18 protein-coding genes are annotated in these 23065 nt (G+C 63.4%); 11 read left to right on the top strand and 7 right to left on the bottom strand.

The genetic code is table 11. From position 1 onward, the window contains the following. Nucleotides 1–256: 256 nt before the first annotated feature. The 4 genes from FJ419_RS19735 (at nt 257) to FJ419_RS19720 (ending at nt 4974) form a co-directional block, all read left to right on the top strand. On the top strand, nt 257–1243 hold the full coding sequence (locus FJ419_RS19735) for an iron ABC transporter permease (RefSeq protein WP_140697347.1): 987 nt from the start codon (nt 257–259) through the stop codon (nt 1241–1243). Between the two features lie 155 nt (nt 1244–1398). Then, nucleotides 1399–1875 (top strand): MarR family transcriptional regulator, encoded by a 477-nt coding sequence (locus FJ419_RS19730; protein WP_140697003.1) that lies wholly within the window; start codon nt 1399–1401, stop codon nt 1873–1875. Further along, the gene (locus tag FJ419_RS19725) at nt 1872–3068 is read left to right on the top strand and encodes an HlyD family secretion protein (protein WP_140697000.1); all 1197 of its coding nucleotides are present in this window, start codon (nt 1872–1874) and stop codon (nt 3066–3068) included. The genes FJ419_RS19730 and FJ419_RS19725 overlap by 4 nt, the downstream gene beginning before the upstream one ends. 373 nt (nt 3069–3441) lie before the next feature. Then, nucleotides 3442–4974 carry a DHA2 family efflux MFS transporter permease subunit gene (locus FJ419_RS19720; RefSeq protein WP_140696997.1) on the top strand — a complete coding sequence of 511 codons (1533 nt, stop codon included), beginning with the start codon at nt 3442–3444 and terminating at the stop codon, nt 4972–4974. Between the two features lie 30 nt (nt 4975–5004). On the opposite strand, the gene FJ419_RS19715 is transcribed toward FJ419_RS19720, so the two are convergent. Next, entirely contained in the window at nt 5005–5511 is a 507-nt protein-coding gene (locus FJ419_RS19715) for a CAP domain-containing protein (RefSeq protein ID WP_140696994.1), read from the bottom strand. A 168-nt stretch (nt 5512–5679) separates the two neighbouring features. Here FJ419_RS19715 and FJ419_RS19710 point away from each other — a divergent pair, with 168 nt between their 5' ends. Beyond that, entirely contained in the window at nt 5680–6504 is an 825-nt protein-coding gene (locus FJ419_RS19710; RefSeq protein WP_140696991.1) for a DUF2189 domain-containing protein, read from the top strand. A 249-nt stretch (nt 6505–6753) separates the two neighbouring features. On the opposite strand, the gene FJ419_RS19705 is transcribed toward FJ419_RS19710, so the two are convergent. Together FJ419_RS19705 and FJ419_RS19700 are read right to left on the bottom strand one after the other, a co-directional pair. Beyond that, nucleotides 6754–8727, bottom strand: coding sequence for a pilus assembly protein (locus FJ419_RS19705; protein ID WP_181170761.1), 1974 nt, complete (start codon nt 8725–8727; stop codon nt 6754–6756). Between the two features lie 200 nt (nt 8728–8927). After that, entirely contained in the window at nt 8928–10844 is a 1917-nt protein-coding gene (locus tag FJ419_RS19700) for a pilus assembly protein (RefSeq protein WP_281405828.1), read from the bottom strand. Between the two features lie 262 nt (nt 10845–11106). On the opposite strand from FJ419_RS19700, the gene FJ419_RS19695 reads away from it, so the two are divergent. Continuing rightward, entirely contained in the window at nt 11107–11967 is an 861-nt protein-coding gene (locus tag FJ419_RS19695) for a TIGR01459 family HAD-type hydrolase (protein ID WP_140696988.1), read from the top strand. A gap of 32 nt (nt 11968–11999) precedes the next feature. Further along, nucleotides 12000–12983, top strand: coding sequence for a bifunctional riboflavin kinase/FAD synthetase (locus tag FJ419_RS19690; protein ID WP_140696985.1), 984 nt, complete (start codon nt 12000–12002; stop codon nt 12981–12983). A 160-nt stretch (nt 12984–13143) separates the two neighbouring features. On the opposite strand, the gene FJ419_RS19685 is transcribed toward FJ419_RS19690, so the two are convergent. The 4 genes from FJ419_RS19685 to FJ419_RS19670 form a co-directional block, all read right to left on the bottom strand. Beyond that, complete coding sequence (locus FJ419_RS19685) at nt 13144–13698, bottom strand: HdeD family acid-resistance protein (RefSeq protein ID WP_140696982.1); 555 nt, start codon at nt 13696–13698, stop codon at nt 13144–13146. Between the two features lie 183 nt (nt 13699–13881). Further along, a complete protein-coding gene (locus FJ419_RS19680; protein ID WP_140696979.1) occupies nt 13882–15309 on the bottom strand; it encodes a glycosyltransferase family 1 protein in 1428 nt (475 codons plus the stop codon). After that, nucleotides 15309–16274, bottom strand: a complete 966-nt coding sequence (locus tag FJ419_RS19675; protein ID WP_140696976.1) for a glycosyltransferase — start codon at nt 16272–16274, stop codon at nt 15309–15311. Before FJ419_RS19675 ends, FJ419_RS19680 begins: the two co-directional genes overlap by 1 nt. 111 nt (nt 16275–16385) lie before the next feature. Next, nucleotides 16386–17063 (bottom strand): hypothetical protein, encoded by a 678-nt coding sequence (locus FJ419_RS19670; RefSeq protein WP_210241670.1) that lies wholly within the window; start codon nt 17061–17063, stop codon nt 16386–16388. On the opposite strand from FJ419_RS19670, the gene FJ419_RS31035 reads away from it, so the two are divergent. From FJ419_RS31035 to ileS, 4 genes are all read left to right on the top strand, one after another. Further along, nucleotides 17034–17366, top strand: a complete 333-nt coding sequence (locus FJ419_RS31035; RefSeq protein ID WP_210241669.1) for a hypothetical protein — start codon at nt 17034–17036, stop codon at nt 17364–17366. The genes FJ419_RS19670 and FJ419_RS31035 overlap by 30 nt on opposite strands. Nucleotides 17367–17472: 106 nt before the next feature. Then, entirely contained in the window at nt 17473–18663 is a 1191-nt protein-coding gene (locus FJ419_RS19665; protein WP_140696973.1) for a glycosyltransferase family 4 protein, read from the top strand. Nucleotides 18664–18784: 121 nt separating this feature from the next. Beyond that, on the top strand, nt 18785–19582 hold the full coding sequence (locus tag FJ419_RS19660) for a MipA/OmpV family protein (RefSeq protein ID WP_140696970.1): 798 nt from the start codon (nt 18785–18787) through the stop codon (nt 19580–19582). Nucleotides 19583–19887: 305 nt separating this feature from the next. Beyond that, nucleotides 19888–22851, top strand: a complete 2964-nt coding sequence (gene ileS / locus FJ419_RS19655; protein ID WP_140696967.1) for an isoleucine--tRNA ligase — start codon at nt 19888–19890, stop codon at nt 22849–22851. The last annotated feature ends 214 nt before the right edge of the window (nt 22852–23065 follow it).

Here is a 23065-nt window from a genome sequence, read left to right as displayed (position 1 = left end):
CAAGGAGCGAAGCGACGCGGCGCAGACCCGAGGATCCATTCCGTGGCTTTCGAGCGTTGCAACCGTGCGGAATTCTACGCCGTCGCTCTCCGCGCGCCAGGTCACGGAATGGACTCCAGGGTCTCCGCGACGGCGCTTCGCGCCTGCTTCGCCCTGGAATGACGAAGTCGCGGAGACCCCCGCTAATCCCGAACGCCGGTATCGCCGCGGCAGGTCCCATGCCGTGAATTTGCGCCATACCCCATTCATCCTGGCGATGGCCCTGGGCGCTATCCTGCTGGTAGCGCTCGCGCTGCTTTCGATCGCCTATGGCTCGACGCTGATACCTTTGCGCGAGGTCGTCGGCGCGCTGGCGCATGCGTCCGGGCTCGACAGCCGGGGCCCATCCGGCCCGGTCGGCAGCATCGTCGTCGACCTGAGGCTGCCGCGCACGCTGCTGGCGATGACCGTCGGCGCCGGCCTCGGCGTCGTCGGCGCGCTGCTGCAGACCGTCACCCGCAATGACCTCGCCGATCCGTTCCTGTTCGGCCTCTCCTCGGGCGCGGCAGCCGGCGCCGTTTCGGTCATCACCGTCTTCGGCGACAGTTTCGGCATCTGGACGCTCCCGCTCGCCGCCTTCACAGGCGGCATGCTGGCGGCGGCGATCGTGCTTCTGTTGGTGTCGCGGGTGAGGGGGCAGGGGCCGGAGCGGCTGATCCTTGCCGGCCTCGCCGTCTCGTTCATGTTCACCGCGCTGACCAACTACCTCGTCTTCGCCGGCGACCAGCGCGCCGCGCATTCGGTGTTGTTCTGGACCATGGGCGGGCTTGGCCTTGCTCGCTGGGACAATATCGGCCTGGCGGCGCTGGGCGCCGGCATCATCCTCGCCTACGGCCTGTGGAACCACCGCCGCTTCGATGCCTTTCTCGCCGGCGAAAGCGCCGCCGAGAGCCTTGGCGTGCCGGTGGCGAGGATGCGCCGCACGACATTCCTCGTCGCCGCGCTGGCGACCGCCAGTCTCGTTGCCGTAGCCGGCGTCATCGGCTTCGTCGGCCTGATGATCCCGCATCTCGGCCGGCCGCTGGCCGGCTCGCTGCACCGGCCCATGATAGCGATCTGCGCGCTGTTCGGCTCGATCCTGCTTTTGGCCAGCGATCTACTTGCCCGCACGCTTTTGCCGCCGCAGGAACTGCCGATCGGCATCATCACGAGCTCGCTCGGCGCCTTCTTCGTCGTCACCATGCTGATGCGCAACCGGCCATGATCTCCCCGCCCTGGGATCGGCCTGCCGGCACCGACCCCTGCACGTTCATCGATCGCTAACCGTAAGGGAGCTTGCCTTGCTGCAACGTCGATTTGCCGGCTTCTGGAACAAAGCAGCCTCTTGAATAGTGAGCACGCTTATTATATGTACCGCTCATGGTTTCCGACGGTATCGACAGATTGGGATTTTTGATCCACGACGTGCAGCGCTTGATGCGCAAGCGTTTCGAGGCGCGCGCCAGCGGGTTGGGTCTTTCCTCGGCGCAATGGCGGCTGCTCGTGCGCGTTGCCAAGGAGGCCGGCGTGGCGCAGGCGCGGCTTGCCGAGCTCCTCGAAATCGAGCCGATCAGCGTTTCGCGCCTGGTCGACCGCATGGAGGAGGGCGGCTGGATCGAGCGCCGCCAGGACGCGACCGACCGGCGCGTGCGCATGATCTTCCCGACCGAGAAGGCGAACGCGGCCTATGCCGACGTCAAGAGCCTTGCCGGCGAGGTCTATGAGGAATCGCTGACCGGCGTGTCGGCGGAAGAACGCCGCGTCCTGGTCCGAGTGCTGGACGCCATCGTGCAGAATTTGACGGACGCCGAGACGTCCCTGGAAAAGATGAAGAATACGGAAGGGGCAGCAGCATGAACGCGGCAGCCAAGATAGAAGACGACAACGTCACCAAGCTTGCGCCGGCCCAGCCGGTCGCGGAAGCGCCGGCCCAGCCGGCGGCCGCTCCGGTTGCGGCGGCTCCCGAGCCGCGGCTCGCTCCGGCGCCGAAGAAGAAGCGCCGCCCCGGGCGCTTCCTGTTGATGGTCGCCCTGCCGCTGGCCCTGCTTGCCGGCGGCGCGTATGTCTGGATCACGGGCGGCCGCTATCAGGAAACCGAGAACGCCAACCTGCAGCAGGCCAGGATTTCGGTCGCCTCCGACACCGCCGGCCGTATCGTCCAGGTCGGCATAGCCGACAATCAGTTGGTCAAGCAGGGCGACCTTCTCTTCGTCATCGACCCCGAGCCTTACAAGATCGCGCTCGCCCAGGCCGATGCGGCGGTCGCCGCCGCGCGCCTCAATGTCGAGCAGCTGCGCGCCGCTTACAGCCAGGCGATGGCGCAGGAAAAGTCCGCCTCCAGCGAGGTCGACTATGCGCAGTCGCAATATGGCCGCGCCGCCGATCTCGCGCAGAAGGGCATCAATGCCAAGTCGTCGCTCGACGAGGCGCGCAACGACCTCGACAAGGCCAAGCAACAGCTCGCCGTCGCTCAGCAGGGGATCGTCAGCGCCAAGGCAGCGCTCGGCGGCAATCCGGAAATCGAGACCGACAAGCATCCGACCGTGATGGCGGCGCTCGCCGCGCGCGCCAAGGCCGCCTACGATCTGGCGCAGACGACAGTCAAGGCGCCGGCGGACGGCATCGTCTACCAGGCCGCGTCGTTCAAGGTCGGCCAGTATGTCGGCGTCGGCACGCCGCTATTCGCCCTGGTCGAGACGGGCGACACCTGGATCGACGCCAATTTCAAGGAGACCCAGCTCACCAACATGAAGCCGGGCCAGAAGGCCGAGATCGTCGTCGACACCTATCCGGGCCGAACCTTCGAGGCGACCGTGAAAGCGATCGGCGCCGGCACGGGCGCGGAGTTTTCGCTGCTGCCCGCGCAAAACGCCACCGGCAACTGGGTCAAGGTCACGCAGCGCATTCCCGTGCGCCTGGAATTGACCGACCCCGACGCCAAGATGGCGTTGCGCACCGGCATGAGCGCCACCGTCACCGTCGACACCGGCGTGGCGCGCGGCCTGCCGTCGATCTTCGGTCACGCCACGGCAGGGGAGCAGGCGCGGTAAGACAGCGAGCCCGTCGCGATCCGGCGGGCATTGAGGGGATTGGTCTGGTGGAGACGTGGCAAGGATCGGCAAGGCAAGCCGCATGGCGGCTCGTTCGAAAGCTGGCCACGGACCCGTTGGTCCTCAGGTTTCCGGGCGGCAGGCATCCGCTCCAACAGAGACTTTCGGTCGATGTAACCCCCACATCGATAGTCGCGTCCCACCGCGATGAAGGTCTCTCAACGAAGGCTTTGCCGCCCGGAAACCTAGAGCCGGATGATTTCGGGTCTGTTCGACCTGAAATCCGAATCCGCCTCTAAGTCAAAGAGCATGATACTTTTCAGCATCGTGCTCTAACGTACATGTTTTTGTTACCTGCTGGAAGTTCAGCATCATGAGCACGCCCGAACCTTTCAAGGAAGTGCCGCACCGCGGACTGATCACAGTCGCGCTGATGCTGGCGACGATCATGCAGGCGCTCGACACCACGATCGCCAATGTCGCGCTGCCGACCATGACCGGCGACCTCGGCGCCTCGCCCGACAACATCAACTGGGTGCTGACCTCCTATATCGTGGCCGCGGCGATCATGACGCCGGTTACCGGCTGGCTCGCCGACAGGCTCGGCCGCAAGGAGCTGTTCCTCACCGCCGTCGTCGGCTTCACCATCTTCTCCATGCTCTGCGGTCTTGCCTGGAGCCTCGAGACCATAGTGCTCTTCCGCCTGCTGCAGGGCGTGTTCGGCGCGGCCATCGTGCCGCTGTCGCAGACCTTCCTGCTCGACATCAACCCGAAGGAGCGCCATGGCCAGGCAATGGCGATCTGGGGCGCCGGCATCATGCTCGGGCCGATCCTGGGGCCGACGCTCGGCGGCTGGTTGACGGAAAACTTCAACTGGCGCTGGGTGTTCTTCATCAATCTGCCGGTCGGCATTCTCGCCTTCCTCGGCATGGCCGCCTACCTGCCCGTCATCGCCAAGCGCGTGCGCGGCTTCGACTTCTTCGGCTTCGCCATGCTGTCGCTCGGTGTCGGCGCGCTGCAGCTTCTGCTCGACCGCGGCGGCGAGGTCGATTGGTTCAACTCGGCCGAAATCTGGATCGAGCTCGCTCTGTCGCTCACCGGCTTCTGGGTGTTCATCATCCACACGGTGACGGCCGAGCATCCCTTCATCGATCCAAAAATATTCCTCGACCGCAATTTCGTGACCGGGCTGGGCTTCATCTTCGTCATGGGCGTGCTGATACTGGCTTCGATGTCGCTGTTGCCGCCGATGCTGGCCAACATCTTCGGCTATCCGACCGTGACCATCGGCGTCGTGCTGGGTCCGCGCGGCATCGGCACGATGATTTCGATGCTGGTCGTCGGCCGCATCATGCACAGGATCGATGCCAGGATCCTCGTCGCCATCGGCTTCCTCCTCACCGCGCAGTCGCTCTATACGATGGCGAGCTTCACGCCGCAGATGGACAATTGGCTGATCATCTCCTCGGGCGTCATCCAGGGCCTCGGCATGGGCATGGTGTTCGTGCCGCTGTCGACGGTCGCCTTCGCCACGCTCGACGCGCGCTACCGCACCGACGCCACGTCGCTGTTCAGCCTGGTGCGCAATCTGGGCTCGTCCATCGGCGTATCGGTGGTCGCGGCGCTGATGGTGCGCAACACCCAGATCAACCACACCGAGCTGTCGGCCTTCATCAATCCGTACAACCCGAATCTGTGGGCCGCTTCTCCGGCGGCCGCCGCCGGCAATCCCCTAGCACTTTCGCAGGTCGACCGCGCGGTGAATGCCCAGGCGATGATGATTTCCTATATCAACGACTTCAAGATCCTGATGGTGATGACACTGGCCGCCATTCCATTCGTCATTCTGCTGCGCAAGCCCAGGGCCGCGCCCGCAGGCGGGGCGCCGGCCGCGCATATGGATTGATAAAGTCGCTGCTCTCAGCCGGCCGCCTTTTCAGCGGCCCAGCACCAGCGCCCAATAGCGCAACGCCGGATCCCGGCCGTCCCGCACGTAAGCCAGCCCGAAGCGGCTGAAGTCCTGATCGAGCATGTTGCGGCGGTGTCCGGCCGAATGCATCCAGATGTCGAACAGCTTCTCAAGGTCGAAGCGGCCCTCGGCGATGTTTTCGGCGGCGGCGCCGCGCACGCCATTGTCCTTCATGCGCGAGGCGAAATCCTTGCCCCAGGCGGTGGTGTGGCTCATGCGCTCGCGCGAGGCCATATAGCCGGCCTGCTGCAGCGCCGCCTGTTCGAGCTGCGTGTCCGGCGTCAGCGTCGGCAGACCGGCGGAGCTGCGGATACCGGCCAACGTCGCTGTCGCGGACGAAGAGACGCCCGCGCCTTCGCCCGTCGGCACAGAGACGGTGCTGCAGGCGGCGATACCGGCAAGCGCCGCCAGGCCGGCGGCTGCAAGCAACGTGCGGCGCTTGAAATCGGGGGAGACGGTGATCGAGCTGGTCATGCGGCCTCTGATACCGGCGATCGTGGCTTTTGCCGGGCAGGGCGATGAAAATCGCATGAAGCGCGACATTCCCCGGAAGATCGGTTATGATCCCGGCGTTCTTGAAAGTGGCAGCCACGGGCGGCCACCCAGGCGGTGACCGCCCCCGGTATCAAACGGAGGACGGTTATGGCTGGTTTTCATGTCATGGCGGACGCGCGCGGGATGCATGTGCAGCCCACGGTGCGCCACATCACCACGTCGGATCTCTGGGATGCGTTGAGGCTCGGCGCCGAGGATTTCTGGGCCAAGCCGTCGCATTATGTGTTCCTGTGCCTGATCTATCCGATCGTCGGCCTGATCCTGACGCGGTGGAGCTCCGGCTCCAACGCCATCCAGCTCGTCTACCCGCTGATGTCGGGCTTTGCGCTGATCGGGCCCTTCGCGGCCATCGGCCTCTATGAGATCAGCCGCCGGCGCGAGCTCGGCATGAGCAGCCGCTGGCATCATGCGCTCGACGTGCGCCGCTCGCCGGCGCTGCCGTCGATCGCCGTCATCGGCGTCCTGCTCTTCGCGCTGTTCCTGTTGTGGCTGTTCGCCGCACAGTCGCTCTACACCAGCCTGTTCGGCGCCGAGCCGCCCGCTTCGGTCGGCGCCTTTTTGCGCGATGTGCTGACGACCGGCAGGGGCTGGACGTTGATCCTCGTCGGCAACGCCGTCGGTTTCGTTTTCGCCGCCGTCGTTTTGGCCACCACCGTCATTGCCTTTCCGCTGCTGCTTGACCGCGATGTCGGCGCCGTCTCGGCAATTGAAACCTCGGCCCGCGCCGTCATGGCCAATCCGCTGACGATGGCGCTTTGGGGGCTTACTGTCGCCGTGTTGCTGGTGGTCGGCTCGATCCCGCTGTTTGCCGGGCTTGCCGTCGTCATGCCGATCCTCGGCCACGCGACCTGGCATCTCTACCGCAAGGTGGTCGAGCCGGAGCAGATCCGGCCCGTACGCCGACCGATGTAGGGCTGCCAGCGCGGACAATTGGCGAAATCGGCGAACCTGCCAATCTCCCCCTTGCGGGGGAGATGCCTGGCAAGGCAGGGGGGTGCTGTCCCGCCGGCTTCACAATTTCATATGATCTAAGCAGTGGCCGGTTGGACAAGGGCCGGCGTTCCTTTCACGCCCCCCTCTGGCCTGCCGGCCATCTCCCCCACAAGGGGGGAGATTAGCAGCTTTCGCGCCGGCGCTATTCCGCCCGACGCTAACTGCGCCTTACCCAACCACGCGCAAATTCGACAACTCGTTGGCAATCTCCTTGAAGTTGTCGGAGAGCGTCGCGCCGGTGGCGTTCCAGAACAGCTTGGCCGGTTTGCTGGGGTCGGTCGGATCCTTGCGGAAGCGGGAATCGGAAGAGCAGGCCTTCAGCGCGGCCATCGCCTTCTGGTCGCTTGAACTGATAGACGACATGTCGAGCGCCACCGTCATCACCATAATGTTGGCCGCCTTGGCATTGTCGCACAGCTTCGCCATCTGCTCGTTCATCGCCGCGGTGTAGTTGCTCGACGAATAGTTGAACTGGCCGATCGCGCTCGACGTGCCGCCGAACAGGCGGGTGACCGATGTGCCGTTATAGCCGACGCCGGTATAGCCGTAGGCGGCATAGGTCGACTTGTTGCCGGCCGGATCGGAACTGACCGTCGAATAGGTGTTCTCGCCGTCGGTGAGCACGATGACGACTTTGTCGTTGCCGCGCTCGGATTCCGGACGGCCTTCGGTGAAGGGTTCGGCGCTCGAAACCGTGCGCCAGCCCCAGGCCATGCCTTCGGGCACATTGGTGTTGCCGTTGGGCTGCATCAGGTCGATCGCCGCCTTGATGGCGGCAAGCCCATCTGTTTGGGTGACGTCGGTGAGCGGCGTGATCGGTGTGGTGGTGCAGCTGTAATTCGGCCCGGCGCCCGAGCTCAATACCGGAGCATTGATCGGCCGTGGCATGAAGTATTTGGCCATGTTGGACTGCATGGTCTTGCCGGTGGTGCTCGACGGATCGTCGTTCCACCAGCTGTTGGCGGCGCCATAGGTCACCGGCCTCGGTTCGTCAGGATCCTGTGTGACATACCAATGGTTGCCGGGCTCGTCCGGCGCGAACATCGGCACGAACATGGTCGCCGGATCGCCGACGCCGATGCCTGTGTTGTTTGGCCCGCCGGAGGCCGGCGTGTCGTTGATATTGTAGGGGTAGGGCCGCACTTCCACGCAACCCTGCCAACTGGCGAACGGGCCATAGGTGTCGTTGTAGTCATATTCATTGTGGCTGCGCTCGCAGGTATGGTTGTCGCGATATTCGTCGCAGACGACGCGCTTGCTGCCGGCGATGCGTTCGTGGCTGGTGACGACCTTCATGTCCCGATAGAGCTCGAAACGGGTCAGTATCTGCCCTTCCTCCGCGCCCCAACCGGTACCCTTTTTATACCAGATGCCGTTGATTTTCTGAGCGTATTTGGCGGGAGCATTCAGCGTCGACCAATCGAAATTCTCGTTGGCGATTGGCGACAGCCCGTAGGTATCCATCCAGGAGGCGTTGTCGTTGTTCGGCCCGACATTGACCGACGCCGCGAACGGCACGAGGCTGAACTGGACCGGCTTGTCGATCTGCTTGATCTGCGCTGCCTGCTGCCCCAGCGTGTCGACAAGCTGCTTGGCCGCCTGCTTGAGCAGGTCGATGCGCTTCTGTCCCGTGCCTGTGCCGGGCGTCGTCATAGAGCCCGAATTGTCGAGCACCATCGCCACTTCCAGCGTGTTCTTCAGCCGCACCTGCGAGTCCATGGCGAGGTTGATCGACTTGTTCGCATCGATCGTGGATGCGCCGACGAGCAGCGAGGAGGACGGGTAGAAATAAGGGTGATAGTTCAGCGTCGCGCTCATCGTGAGCAGACCGCCGCCGGCCTGGCTGGTGGGCAGCGTGATGTTGAGCGAGATGTCGGCGGGGTCGATGTTGTTCAGGTTGGCGTTGAAGAAGTCGACCGCATAGGCTCTGATCCGGTCGTCCGTGGCGCCTTCGGCAAGCCGCCGCGCCGCGGCGAAATTGGCGGCGTCGAGCGCGTTGAGCACCATCTGCTTCTGGCGGTTGAGCTCGCTGAAATCGACGGCCACCGCCACCGCCCCCATCAGCGGCACCATGGCGATAGCTGTCATAAGCGCATAGTTGCCGCGGCGGTCACGGCAGAATTGATGCCAGAATTTGCGCATTGTACTTAAAGCGGCCCCCCGCCGGCGGATTCTCTGTCGGGCCACACTTCCACAGAACGCTGAAGGACCGGTTTGCCAAACCGCTCGATTGCTTAACGGCGGCTTCACCAATCGCTAACCAAACTATCGCCGGCGGCGTGCCGCACGATGGCAAGCGCCCGCCTTGCGGGCGGGCGTCAGCGATCGCTTGTCCGAGCAGATCAGCCGACGATGCGCAGGTTCGACAATTCGTTGCCGATCGCCTTGAAGTCGTCCGACAGCGTGGCACCGGTCGAATTCCAGAACAGTTTCTTCGGCGTCTTGCCGGTCGGGTCGGCTGGATCCTTGGCAAAGCGCGAGTCCGACGAACAGGTTTTCAAGGCTGCCATCTGCGCCGCCTCGGCCGTGTTGCGTGAATCGAGGTCGAGCGCGATGGTCATGACGATGATGTTGGCCGCCTTGGCGTTGTCGCACAGCGTCGCCAGATGCTCGCTCATGGCCTTGGTGTAGTTGGCGTTCGTGTATGTCGTCCTATCAAAGTTTGCATCGGTGTTCATGTAAAGGCGGGTAGTGCTGGTCCCGTTGTAGCCGACGCCCGTGTATCCATAAGCGGAATAGCTCGACCTGTTCAGGGGATAGTCATTGGCGTAGAACGAACTGGGCGTGTAATAGGTGTTGGCTCCATCGGTGAGGACTATCACGACCTTATCGTTGCCTTTTTCCGTTTCGGGTCGGCCCCCGGTAAAGGGAGCTGTGCTGGACAGGGTTCTCCAGCCCCAGGCCATGCCTTCGGTTACATTGGTAGCGCCGACTGCGACCATGGCGTCGATGGCGTTCTTGACAGTGGTCAAGCCGGTGGCGTTCGAGACGTCCGTGAGCGGGGTGATCGCTGTCGTGGTGCAGCTATAGTTCGGTCCGCCGTCGATTGGCGCGGGCAAGGGGGCTTTGTTAAGCGGGGCCGGGGCGAAGTACTTCGTCATGTTCTTCTGCCTGGCCAATTGTGCGGCCTGGCCTGTGGAAGTGGTCGCATCATTGTCATCCCACCAGCTGTTAATCATGCCGAAGGTTTTGACGTAACCGCTTGAAAGCGTCCACTGGTTGCCAGGCTCATCCGGTGCGAACATCGGCACGAACATCGTGGCCGGTGTTGCCGACGTGGCGGGGGCATCGTTGATATTGTAGGGATAAGGTCGCGCCTCGACACATCCTCCCCAGCTCGCGACTTTGCCATAGGTGAATGTCGCGTTAGGCAGGCAGTTGCCGCTCGAATCCTTTAAACTGCATGCGGTCACCCGCGTCATCTGATCAAAGACTGAAAAGCGCGTCAGCGCCTGATCCTGCTGTGTTCCCCATTGCGAACCGCGCGCATACCAAACGCCGCCAACCTGCTCCGCCCACCTGTTGGCGTTGAGCGCCTTGGTCATGGTAGCCCAGTTGAAATTCTCGTGCTGGATGGGTGAAATACCAGACGGATCAAGCCATGCCGCACCCTGGTAGGTGGGGCCGACATTGACCGAGGCGGCGAAGGGCACCAGGCTGAACTGGACTGGCTTGGAAACCTGCTTCATCAACTGCGCCTGCCCGGCCAACTGATCGACGAGCTGCTTGGCGGCACTCTTGAGGAGATCGAACCGCACCTTGTTCGAGACGCTGATATCGGTCATCGAGCCCGAATTGTCGAGCACCAGCGACACTTCCAGCGTGTTCTTGAGGCGGATTTCAGATCTGGCCGAGAAGTTGACGTTCGTCTGACCCGGCGTTCCGCCAAGCAATGCGACCGCGGCCGGCAGGAAGTAGGGCTGGTACTTCAAGGCCGCCTCGAGCACCAGCGTGCCGCCGCCCGCATTGTTGTTCGGCAAGGTCACCGTCAGCGTCGTGTTCGCCGGAAGGACGTGCTTGAGATTGGCCTCGAAGAATGTCTTGGCATAAGCCTTGGCTTCGGCGTCGGTGGCGCCGCCGACGATCTGCTGTGCCGTCGCGATGCCGGCGGCGTCCAGCGCGTTCAGCGTCTCCTGCCGCTCCCTTATGAGCTCGGCATAGTCGACCGCAAGCGCCACGCCGCCCATCAGCGGTATCATGGTGACGGCCGTCATCAAGGCATAGTTGCCTCGCCTGTCGTGTAGGAATTTGCGGATCAATGCCCTTAGCCCCCGCCAGGATCCTATAGTTTCTCGTTTAGCATGATCATGAATCGTTAAATTTTAGCTCTCTCGAAAGCGTCAAGGTCGCACGGTCATTTGACTGGGCATTAACCCTGTGCACCGACGCGCCGTCGAAGGCCGATGCCGGAAAGCTGGTGACAGGATGAAGCGCTTCGGTTATGCGGGACCGGCCGTGGCGTCCGCTGAACTGAAGAATGGCTGTCGCGGTCTTGTCAGGGATCGAAATCAGGGACACGGCATGGCGGATTCGCCTGACATCATCGCTTCGCTCGACGATCTTGCGGGGCGCTACGCCGCCATACTGTGCGACGTATGGGGCGTCGTGCACAATGGCGAATGGCACTTTCCGGCCGCTGCTGCAGCGCTTGCAAGGGCGCGCGCAGCCAATGTGCCTGTCGTGCTCATCACCAATTCGCCGCGTCGCAGCGCCGACGTCGTCGCCCAGATGAAGGTCATCGGGGTTCCGGCCGAGGCCTTTGACCAGGTCGTCACATCAGGCGATGTGACCCGCGACCTGATCGCCGAAGGACCGAGGAAGATCTTTCACATCGGTCCCGAGCGCGACTTCACCCTTTATGATGGGCTCGACGTCGATCTCGTCGAGGAATTCGAGGCCTCCGGCATCGTCTGCACGGGGCTCTATGACGACGAGGTCGAGAAGCCCGCCGACTATGCGGACATGCTACAACGGCTGCGCGCCCGCAACCTGCCGTTCATTTGCGCCAATCCCGATATCCTGGTGGAGCGCGGCGAGCGCACCATCTGGTGCGCCGGCGCGCTCGCGCGAGATTACGCGCAGCTTGGCGGCCGTACGTTGATTGCCGGCAAGCCCTTCGCGCCGATCTACGATGTCGCCATGAAGGAGGTCGCCGGCCTTCTTGGCCGCGCCGTCGAGCGCAGCGAGGTCCTCGCCATCGGCGACGGCATGATGACCGACGTCAAGGGCGCGGCCGACAACGGCTTTGACGTGCTCTATGTCTCGGGCGGCATCCACGCTCGCGACTATGGCGATCCGCTCAGCCCCGATCCGGAAAGGCTCGCCGGCTTCCTTGAAAAGCACGGCTACCGGCCGGTCGCCGTCATTGCGCGTCTGCAATAGGTTGGTGGTCTGGCCATGACGGGCGCCTCGACATGAACCAAGCCTTCCAACGTCTTTCGGCGGTCGCGCCGCTGTCCGCGCATCTGCGCGGCGGCGTCGTGGCGATCGGCAATTTCGACGGTGTCCATCGCGGCCATCAGTCCGTCCTGGAGCGCGCGCTGAGCGAAGCAACCCGCAATGGCGTGCCCGCTTTGGTGCTCACCTTCGAGCCGCATCCGCGCAAGGTGTTCCGGCCACAGGTGCCGCTCTTCGTGCTGACGCCGCCGCCGATGAAGGCGCGGCTGCTCGCCGGGCTTGGCTTTGCCGCTTTGGTCGAGCAGCCGTTCACGCGCGATTTTGCCTCGCTCTCCCCCGAGGCTTTCGTGACCGACGTGCTGGAGAAGAACCTCGGCATCCGCCACGCCGTCACCGGTTTCGACTTCCATTTCGGCAAGGACCGCCAGGGTGGGCCGGCCTTTCTGATGGCCGCCGGTGAACGGCACGGCTTCGGCGTCACGCTGGTCGACGCCTTCCGCGATGAAGGCGCGGAGGTGGTTTCGTCGAGCCGCATCCGGGACCTGCTCGCCGAAGGCAAGGTGGAGGAGGCCGCCGGCCTGCTCGGCTACCGGTTCACCGTCGAGACCGAGGTAATCGGCGGCCAGCGGCTTGGCCGCACCCTCGGCTTCCCGACGGCCAATATGCGGCTTTCGCCGGAAGCGGGTTTGAAGGAGGGGATTTATGCCGTCCGCTTCCGTCGCGCCGACGGCGCGCTTCATGACGGGGTCGCCAGCTTCGGCCGGCGTCCCACCGTCGACGACAATGGCGCGCCGCTGCTCGAAACCTACGTCTTCGATTTTTCCGGCGATCTTTATGGCGAGACCTGCCAAGTGTCGTTCTTCGGCTTCCTGCGCCCGGAGCTCAAATTCGACGGCCTCGATGCGCTGGTAGCGCAGATGAAGAAGGACGAGGCCGAGGCGAGAGCGCTGCTCAACGGCGTGCGCCCGCTCTCGCAGCTGGACGCCGAAATCGCGTTCTAGGCTGCGTTGATATTCAGGTGATGCCGGCCTGCGAACGACGGTTTCCTGCGCTTCCGGTGCTCACGTACGAAAAGTACGCTCCGCTCCGGTTCTCGGAAACCACCGTTCTCGGCTCGGCCTGACCTGAATCTCAACACACCCTAGATCGCCCGCTTGCGGCTTACCGCTTCAGCGCCAGCCCGATGGCGATGAAGCTCCATCCCTGGAACACCAGGTCGATCGCCAGGAAGATGCCAAGAACCCAAAGGCTGTTCACCGGCCAGCCCATGGCGATCATCAGGCCGAGCAGAATGGTGATGATGCCGGCCGCCAGCAGCCATCCCCAGCCTTGCTGCGGCCGGTGATTGAAGGCCACCCAGGACCGCAAAAGCCCCGAAGCGACGAGCGCGACGGCCAGCAGCAGCGTCAGCACCGCCGAGGCGAGCAATGGGTTGTCGAAGGCGAAGAAGCCGGCGACCGCGTAGAGCAGGCCGCTCAGCAGCCAGTAGAAGAAACGTCCCCAGGTCTTGACCCCGAAGGCGTGGATGATCTCGATGACACCCGCCATCAGCATCAGCCAGCCGACGACATAGACGGAGGCGACGGTGGCGATGAACAGATTGCCGAAAGCGATGCCGCCGAAGATCAGCAGCAACACGCCGAGCGCCACGAACCATCCCCATTTGTCCCGCGTCTGGCCGATCGCGTCTTTCAGAGCATCGCCTTGCAAGGTCATGATCTTTTCCCTCCGATGTCGCCGCGCCGCTTGCGGGTGAAAGGAAGGTAGTCCCGATGAACTTAAGCGTCCAGCGAGCAGCACGGCGTGCGAAGGGCCGCCTTCGTCAGCCCTTCATTCGCCGACGAACCGACTTGGCCGGCGTCGGCCGGATGACCGCGATCGGCGGGCATGCAGAGATCGTCAACCTTGCTGCGGCTGGACTTCGTCCGGGAAGGGCGCCAGCGTCGCCTCCAGCGTCTCCCGGCCCGCCTGCCCCCAGCTTCGCGCGACGAAATCTGCGGCCCTCGCCTCGTACGGAGCACGGGCCGCGGGCGAAGTGATCCACTCCCGCATAGCGTCTTCCCAACCTTCGACGTCGAGCGGATCAAGGCAGAGTCCCGACGAACCGACCACTTCGGCGATGGCTCCGCCCGTCGAGGCGATCAGCGCCTTGCCGTAGGCCAGCGCCTCGACGGGCGGCAGCCCATATCCCTCATAGAGCGACGGGTACACGCAGAACGCGCTGTTGCGGTAAAGAAGGGACAGCGTTCCGTCATCGACGTTGTCGAGATGAACGAGGCTCTTGCCGTAGGCAGGATGGCCGTGAAGCTTGGCCAGGATGCCGTCGACCAGCCAGCCGCCGCGGCCGACGAAAACCAGCTTCATGCCGCTACGCGCGACTGTTCCGTCCACGACGAGGCGCGTCCAGACATCCATGAGCAGCGAATGGTTCTTGCGCGGTTCGATGGTGGAAACGAAGAGGACGTAGCGATCCGTCTCGAGCCGCTCCGGCAGGCGGCCGTCCGCCTTCGATTTGCGGGCGCTGTCGCAGCCGAGAGGGACATGCTCCAGCTGCGGCAGATGGATGCCGCGCTTGGCGGCATATTCCTCGACATCGGTGGTGACGCGCCTCGAAGTCAGGATGAAACGGTCTGCCAGTCTCATCGCCAGATCCACATAGTCCGTGAATCTCGTTACGTCGTGCGGCTTGTACCATTCGGGAAACTGGATCGGAATGATGTCGTTCAACAGCACGATCAGCTTTGCGCCGGCCAAGCGCGCCTCACGCGAAATGACCCCGATATCGGTATGCGCCCAGTCGTTGTTCATCAAGAGCAGATGGTCGCCGGGCGAAAGATCGTATTTGTCGCCGGCCACGGTCCTGAGCGGGACGATCCGGGCGCGTGAACCGCCCGCGCCAGCGACCTGCCGCCGCTCGGTTTCCTTCATCAGCCTGTTTTCGATCCGGTCGAGAAAACGAAGGAAAGGGCTGCCGGGATTGCGCCGGCCGAACGCGCCGATTTCCGCTATCAGGATTCGGCGCGGTCTGATGATCGCCATCAGCAACCGCCGCGCCCAGTTCGGCCAGCGATCGTAAAAACGCGTCTTGAAGCGGGCAGGGTCCGGGTAAAAGGTCATGTCGCACGAAATGTCGCCGGCGATGATCTCCGCCGCCACGTTCGGCGAAACCTGTCTAAGCACCCGCTCGATCGGGTCGAACACCGTGAATGCCACCTCGGAGGCCTTGAATGCGGCCGCCACGGCTGCGTAGTGGCGTTGCACGCGGACCAGGCCGACCGGGGGGCCGAGCCAGCGCAGCATGCTCGAGAGATCGACGACAAGTCGCATCAGTTGGGCCGAATTCGTGCCGGACGCGCGATCATCCTGCGCCAGGCCAGTCGAGGTCCCAGCGCGAGCGTCCTGAAGGACGGGGCGCCGACAGCCGCAAGGAACAGCAGCTTGCAAGTGACGGCCATGGGTATGCCTGCGGTTCGCAACAGCAACTCGATGTCGCGTCTTTCCAGGCTGGAGATGCCGGCCCCTGTGGCGGCGCGCGATGCCAGAAAGCGCGCGATGGCCTGCGCGGGTTGGCCGTTGGCGTCGAACGGCTCGGCGCGATTTCGACGCAGCAGCGCCGACTGTCTGGCCAATGCCGCTGCCGCCTTTTGCTGATCCTGCTTCATGCGCGATACCTGTCCCGGATGCGATCTCAGCTTCACGAGCCGCGCATCTATGTTGGCCAGTTTTCCCGTCTCGGAAAGCCGCAGCCAAAGATCGTAGTCCTCGGCATAGGTGAATGCCCGACGGTAGCCTCCAGCGCGCCGGACGGCCTCGGTCCGGAACATCACTGTCGGATGCAGCATCGGATTGTACCTGGCAAGCGCATCCCGCAACTGGTCGTTGCCGGCGGGAACGTCAATCGGCCTCAACGGGTTTCCGTCCCGGTCGATCTGCAATCCCGCCGTGCCGAGCAACTGCAAATCGGCGTCGGCCTGGAAACACGCCACCTGTAGGCGCAACCTGTCGGACAGCGAGACATCGTCGCAATCCATGCGCGCCGCAAGAGGGGCCCGCGCGAGCGCAATCCCCATGTTCAGCGCATCGACGATCCCCTTGCCGCGGTTGGCGACAACTTTGACGCGGCCATCGCGGCCGCCGATCGATGTCGCGATCGCGGCGCTGTTGTCGCAAGATCCGTCGTCGACGACGATGACTTCGATATCCGCCAGATCCTGGTCCAGGATGCTTTGCAGGGCCTCGCCGACATATTGCGCGCCGTCTCGTACCGGCATGATGACGCTTACTGTCGGCAATGGAACTTTCCTTGCGATGATCGGCCGCGACCGAATGGCCGTTGAATTCTCGAATGTCGGCAGCCTGGCTTCAAAATTTCCAATTCCAAACTTTCCTCGGTCTGTCGACCGTCAATTTCCTTGTCGCGCCGATCCGGGCGGGACCTCAAGTGCGGGCGCGAGCAGCCGCAGCACCGCCTCGCGTTTCTTCGCCTTCAACGAGAGGTCGCCATCGAGGCCGACTTCATGAAGCCAGCTTCCCCGCCATTCGCAATAGGCCCGTCTGAGCTCAACCCCAGGCAAGGCCGCGAATGCGGTTATCGGCCGTTGCGGAACCGTGTTCGGATCCACATCCCTATAGAGCACATCCCAGTTGGCTCCGCCGGTGTCGAGGCCGGCGAACCAGTCGAGCCCGAAATCGAGAGGCTTGCGGCCGACGGCGTCGAATCGGAAGAAGCAATAGCCAGCCCACAAATACCATCGCGAGCCTGCTCTGCGGAGGTCGCCGTGAAACGACGCATTTTCAAGAGGCTCGAAAGGGTCGCATGGCTTCGTCGGGAAAAGATCCTGGTCCAGGAATCCGAACGCGGCCGGCGCGGCCGGCTTCAGAATATTGTGCCACATCCAGTTGAGCGCCGCGCCGTGGGACCGGCTCGGGTTTCTTGCGGTCCACGGATTGGTCGGCAGCCTGACATAGGCGGCGCCATGGGCTGCGCATACCTGCCTGTTGTCGCCTGCGGAAGCTTCGCCGATGCTGTTGTCGGCAACGATGTGGAGATCATGGCGAACAAGTCGTCTCGTCAGCCGCAACTGCAGATCCAGGCACTGAGCATCGCCGAAAGCGACGGTAACCAGGACATGGCGACCCCGGGCGGCGGCACGGACGTCCTGGATATCGCCATCCTTGAGCGGCTGGCGCAGAAATCTCCGGTCGATTTTCCGGTAACGGGCAGTCTTGACGGCATGCGTCAGCGGCTGCAGCCTCAACCATTGCTGCAAGTCATATTCGCGCAGGGCCTTTGGCACGGCTGCCGCGGCTTTCAGTCGAGGCCGGCACGGCGGCCACGATCGTTCCGTGGAATTTTCATGCGCGCTCCAATTGAGTTTTTTTGAAAAAGCTTGAATGCAACAGCATCCAGGTCTCTTGATAACGGACTATATACAGCATATGCCTGTTTTCAACACGACCAACATTTGAGCGCCCGGCGTGTTTGTTTGAATGGGGAAGTCTGGGGCGCACCCGGGGTCTCTCTCCGATCTGACTTGGGGGTGGGGCGGCGCTCCGGATAACGCGATGAGAATCTGCTGCGCAATCTCTACCCTCTTCATGAACGGGGGTCTGCAGAGGGATTGTCTCAATATCAGCGACCGACTGGTCGGGCGCGGCCATAGCGTGACGATCCTGACGACGCGCCAGGTCGGTCATGTCGAGAGTTCGGCTACGATAAAGATCCAGCCGGCAAGGGTTCTCTCCAACCCGGGCACCGAATATGCGCTGGGAAGGTCGGTGCTGACGGCCAGGCGCGACTTCGACTGCGTGGTCGGTTTCAACAAGATGGCGGGTCTGGACATCTACTATGCCGGCGATCCGCCCTATTTTGTGTCGAAGCTCGGATGGTGGCGGCCGTTTTCGCCCCGCTTCATGCGCCAGCAGAATCTTGAATCGATGATCTTTGCCCCTGGCAACGCCGTGCAGATCATTGCGCTCAGCGAAAACCAGGCAGCGCTTTACCGCGACTTCTGGCGAACCGAGGAATCGCGCATTCACGTCGTCGGCCCGACGCTCGATCCGAAACGCCGCAGACCGGAGCTGCTCACTGTCGACCGCAATGAGATCCGCGATCGTTTTGGGCTTCCCCGCAAATCCGTCATTGCCTTGACCATCGCCAACAGATTGAAGGTGAAGGGTCTCGATCGGGCGGTAAAGGGCCTTCAGCCGTTCCCGGATATCCATTGGCTGATCGCCGGTCTTCGAAAAGGCAGCGAGGAAGAAACGCGACTTCGCGCCCTGATTGCCAAATCCGGCATGTCGGAACGGGTTACCCTGCTGGGCATCCAGGAAGACATTCCGGCGATTGTGGTTGCAAGCGATTTCATGCTGCATCCGGCTCGCCTTGAAAATACAGGCACGGTGATCCTCGAGGCACTCGCAAACGGCTTGCCTGTCATCGCATCGGACGCCTGCGGATATGCGAAATATGTCGAAGCCAGCGGAGCGGGGCTGGTTGTGGCCAACCGCGACGATCCTGAAATCTGGCGGCAGGCAATCCTGAAGGCCGGCAACCCGGCGGTCCCCGCGCAATGGCACAGAGCGGCCCTTGCCTACGGGGCATCAAATCCGCTTACCGGCGGACTGGAAGCGGCCTGCGATCTGATAGAGACGTCTCGCCGCACCCGGCGTGTCGCCTAATTCGTCCGTTGATTCCGCTGGTTCCGACGTTACGACTTTAAGTCAAATTTTACCGAACGCACGGCATTGGCTTCAGCGCTGGCAGGTGGTGCTGCCGGCCTGTTTCGCGTAAGGGGTGACGATGCGTATTGTCGGGACGATTCCGCTGGCCGTTGCCATGGGCCTGTCCGCCGCGCCTGCTGCTCAGGCTGGCGAGGGCAGCTGGATATCCGGCGACTGGTATCTGACGCTCGGCGCCACAGCGCTGGTCGCGCCGAATTTCGAGGGCGGCAAGAAATACATGCTCAGCGCCCAGCCGATCATTTCGCTCGGCAAGGTCGGTCCGGAGGCGCGTTTCACCTCGCGCAACGACAACATCTCGCTGGCGCTGATCGATGACGGTTCCGTTCGCGCCGGCTTGACCGGCAAGTTCATATTCTCGCGCGAGAGCAAGGATGAGCTCAAGGGGCTCGATCCGGTGCGCTTCGGCGGCGAGGTGGGCGGCTTCTTCGAATTTTATCCGCTGGACTGGCTGCGCGCGCGGGCCGAGTTGCGGCATGGCATACGCTCCCACAACGGCTTCGTCGCCGATATCGCGGCCGACGCCTTCTACGACATCACGCCGACCGTTCGCATCTCCGGCGGTCCGCGCGTTTCCTTCGCCTCGTCGGACTATTTCGACGCCTACTACGGCGTCAATGCCAAGGAAGCGGCGGCTTCGGGCTTGAGCGAGTACCATCCGGGCGGCGGTGTGAAGTCGACAGGCCTCGGCGGCGCGATCACCTGGAAGGTGACCGAGCCGATGACGGCGAGCGTCTTCACCGAATATTTGCGCCTGATGGGGCCGGCTGCCGATTCCAGCCTGGTCAAGGAACGGGGCGACCGCAACCAGTGGACCTTCGGTGTCTCGACCACTTACCGCTTCAATTTCACGATGTAGGTCGCGAAAGCGGCCTCATGCCTTGAAATCCGCGCTTTATTCCTGCCGCGCCATCCGCTAAAAGCCACGCCATGACGAGCTTTTCGCGCCTTTTCGCGATCGCGATACGAATTACGGGCCCGGTGTTCCGGGCGGCCTGAGCGCCGCTGGAGCCGCCGGGTGTTTTCGCGCGCGCCCCTCGCGTTTTTTCATGAACATCAACGCATATCGCCCAAAGGTGGCTTCGTTTTTGGGAAAACGATATGCGTCAAGGCAAGACCTGAACGCCCGGCTTTTGTCGTCGGGTACCCTGAGATGGCAGATCAATGACCGACACTGTTGAGACGATCGACTATTCCAAAACGCTTTATTTGCCGCAGACGGATTTCCCCATGCGCGCCGGCCTGCCTGAGAAGGAGCCTGGCCTGGTCAAGCGCTGGCAGGACATGGACCTTTACAGAAAGCTGCGCGAGGAGGCCGCCGGCCGCGAGAAATTCGTGCTGCATGACGGCCCGCCCTACGCCAACGGCAACATCCATATCGGCCATGCGCTGAACAAGATCCTCAAGGACGTCATCAACCGCTCCTTCCAGATGCGCGGCTATGACGCCAACTACGTGCCGGGTTGGGACTGCCACGGCCTGCCGATCGAATGGAAGATCGAGGAGCAGTATCGCGCCAAGGGTAAGAACAAGGACGAGGTGCCGGTCAACGAGTTCCGCAAGGAATGCCGCGACTTCGCGGCTCATTGGATCAAGGTGCAGGGCGACGAGTTCCAGCGCCTCGGCGTCATCGGCGATTTCGACAATCCCTATACGACCATGGCTTACCATGCCGAGTCGCGCATTGCTGGCGAACTGTTGAAATTCGCCATGTCCGGTCAGCTCTACCGCGGCTCGAAGCCGGTGATGTGGAGCGTGGTCGAGCGTACTGCGCTCGCCGAAGCCGAGGTCGAGTATCAGGACTATGAGAGCGACACGATCTGGGTGAAGTTTCCGGTCGCGAGTCTTGTCCAGCCGGTCGCGGGCGCCTCGCCGGCGCTGGACGAGGCCGCGCTCGATCTGGTCGAGGCGCATGTCGTCATCTGGACGACCACACCTTGGACCATTCCCGGCAACCGCGCCGTGAGCTATTCGCCGCGCATCGCCTATGGCCTCTATGAGGTGACGGCGGCCGAGAACGCCTTCGGTCCGCAGCCGGGCGAGAAGCTGATCTTTGCCGACGCGCTGGCCGAGGACTGTGCGGCCAAGGCCAAGGTCACGTTCAACAGGCTTCATAGCGTCTCGGCCGAACAGCTTGGGAAGCTTACGCTTTCGCATCCTTTCAAAGGGCTCGGCGGCGGCTATGAATTCCCGGTGCCGATGGTTGCCGGCGAGCATGTCACCGACGATGCTGGCACCGGCTTTGTGCACACCGCGCCCGGCCATGGCCGCGAGGATTTCGACGCCTGGATGGAAGCCGCGAGCGAACTGAGGGCGCGCGGCGTTGATACCGCGATCCCCTTCACGGTCGACGATGCCGGCTTCTTCACCAAGGACGCGCCGGGCTTCGGCCCCGGGCGCGAGGGCGGTGCGGCGCGCGTCATCGATGACAACGGCAAGAAGGGCAACGCCAACCAGGCGGTGATCGACGAGCTGATCAAGCGCAACGCGCTCTTCGCGCGTGGCCGGCTGAAGCACAGCTACCCGCACTCGTGGCGCTCCAAGAAGCCGGTCATCTTCCGCAACACGCCGCAATGGTTCGTCTATATGGACAAGGACCTGGGCGACGGCACGACGCTGCGCGGTCGCGCGCTGAAGGCGATCGACGACACCCGCTTCGTGCCGGCGGCGGGCCAGAACCGCATCCGCGCCATGATCGAGGAGCGCCCGGATTGGGTGCTGTCGCGCCAGCGCGCCTGGGGCGTGCCGATCGCCGTCTTCGCCGACGAGGACGGCAATGTGCTGAAGGACGAGGCCGTCAACCGGCGCATCATGGACGCTTTCGAGAAGGAAGGCGCCGACGCCTGGTTCGCCGAGGGCGCCAAGGCGCGCTTCCTCGGCAATCACGATGCCTCGAAATGGCACCAGGTGATGGACATCCTCGACGTCTGGTTCGATTCCGGCTCGACGCATGTCTTCACGCTGGAAGACCGTCCGGATCTCAAATGGCCGGCCGACGTCTATCTTGAGGGCTCGGATCAGCATCGCGGCTGGTTCCATTCCTCGCTGCTCGAAAGCTGCGGCACCAGGGGCAGGGCGCCTTACGACACGGTCATCACCCATGGCTTCACCATGGACGAGGAAGGCCGCAAGATGTCGAAGTCGCTCGGCAACACTGTCGTGCCGCAGGACGTCATCAAACAGTCCGGCGCCGATATCCTGAGGCTCTGGGTGGTGACGACCGATTATTGGGAAGACCAGCGCCTCGGCAAGAACGTGCTGCAGACCAATATCGACGCCTACCGCAAGCTCAGGAACACCATCCGCTGGATGCTGGGCACGCTCGCCCATGACGACGGCCAGGATGTGCCGGTCGAGGCGATGCCGGAACTGGAACGGCTGATGCTGCATCGGCTGTCCGAGTTGGATGAGGTGGTCCGCCAGGGCTACGACGCGTTCGAGTTCAAGCGCATCACCCGCACGCTGCTCGACTTCATGGTGGTGGAGCTTTCGGCCTTTTATTTCGACATCCGCAAGGACGCGCTCTACTGCGACGCGCCGTCGAGCCTGCGTCGCAGGGCGGCCGTGCAGGTGGTGCGCCACCTCTTCGAATGCCTGGTGAAGTGGCTGGCGCCGATGCTGCCCTTCACCACCGAGGAAGCCTGGCTCGACCGCCATCCGAAAGCCGTCTCGGTGCATCTCGATCAGTTCCCGACGATTCCGCAGAACTGGCGCAACGAGGCGCTGGCCGAGAAATGGCGCAAGGTGAGGCAAGTGCGCCGTGTCGTCACCGGCGCGCTGGAGATCGCGCGCGCCGAGAAGCTGATCGGTTCTTCGCTCGAGGCCGTGCCGGTGGTGACGCTCGACGACGCCGCGCTGGAGGCGGCGATCGCCGATGTCGACATGGCCGAGATGGCGATCACCAGCGATCTCGTCGTCAAGCATGGCAAAGCCCCGGAAAGCGCCTTCACGCTCGACGACGTCAAGGGTGTGGCGGTGGTGGTGGAGAAAGCCGAGGATCGCGGTCTGGTCAAATGCGCGCGCTCCTGGCGCTACACCGCCGATGTCGGCCAGGACCCGGAATTCCCGGACGTTTCGGCCCGCGATGCGGCCGTGCTGCACGAGCTGAAGGCGCTTGGGCGGGTTTAGCGCATGTCGCCCAAAGCATGCGCTCGGGCTTGCTCCGAGTGTGCGCAGCGGTTTTGGGATCCAGTGCAAAAGTACCGCGCCGGGGGGCCAATCGCCGCCCGTGCGTTGCCCTTAATAAGCGGTTGAGGTAAACACGTGACACTCCGGCAGACAAATTGTCGCCGGATTTCCATCGCAAGTGCGGGGAAGCAGGGGATCGTGCCGTTGGCCGGTG

It is taken from the genome of Mesorhizobium sp. B2-6-2 (assembly GCF_006440615.1).
Lineage (GTDB): Bacteria > Pseudomonadota > Alphaproteobacteria > Rhizobiales > Rhizobiaceae > Mesorhizobium.
Note: the sequence above shows the minus strand (reverse complement) of the source record. Positions and strands in the feature narration are given on the sequence as shown.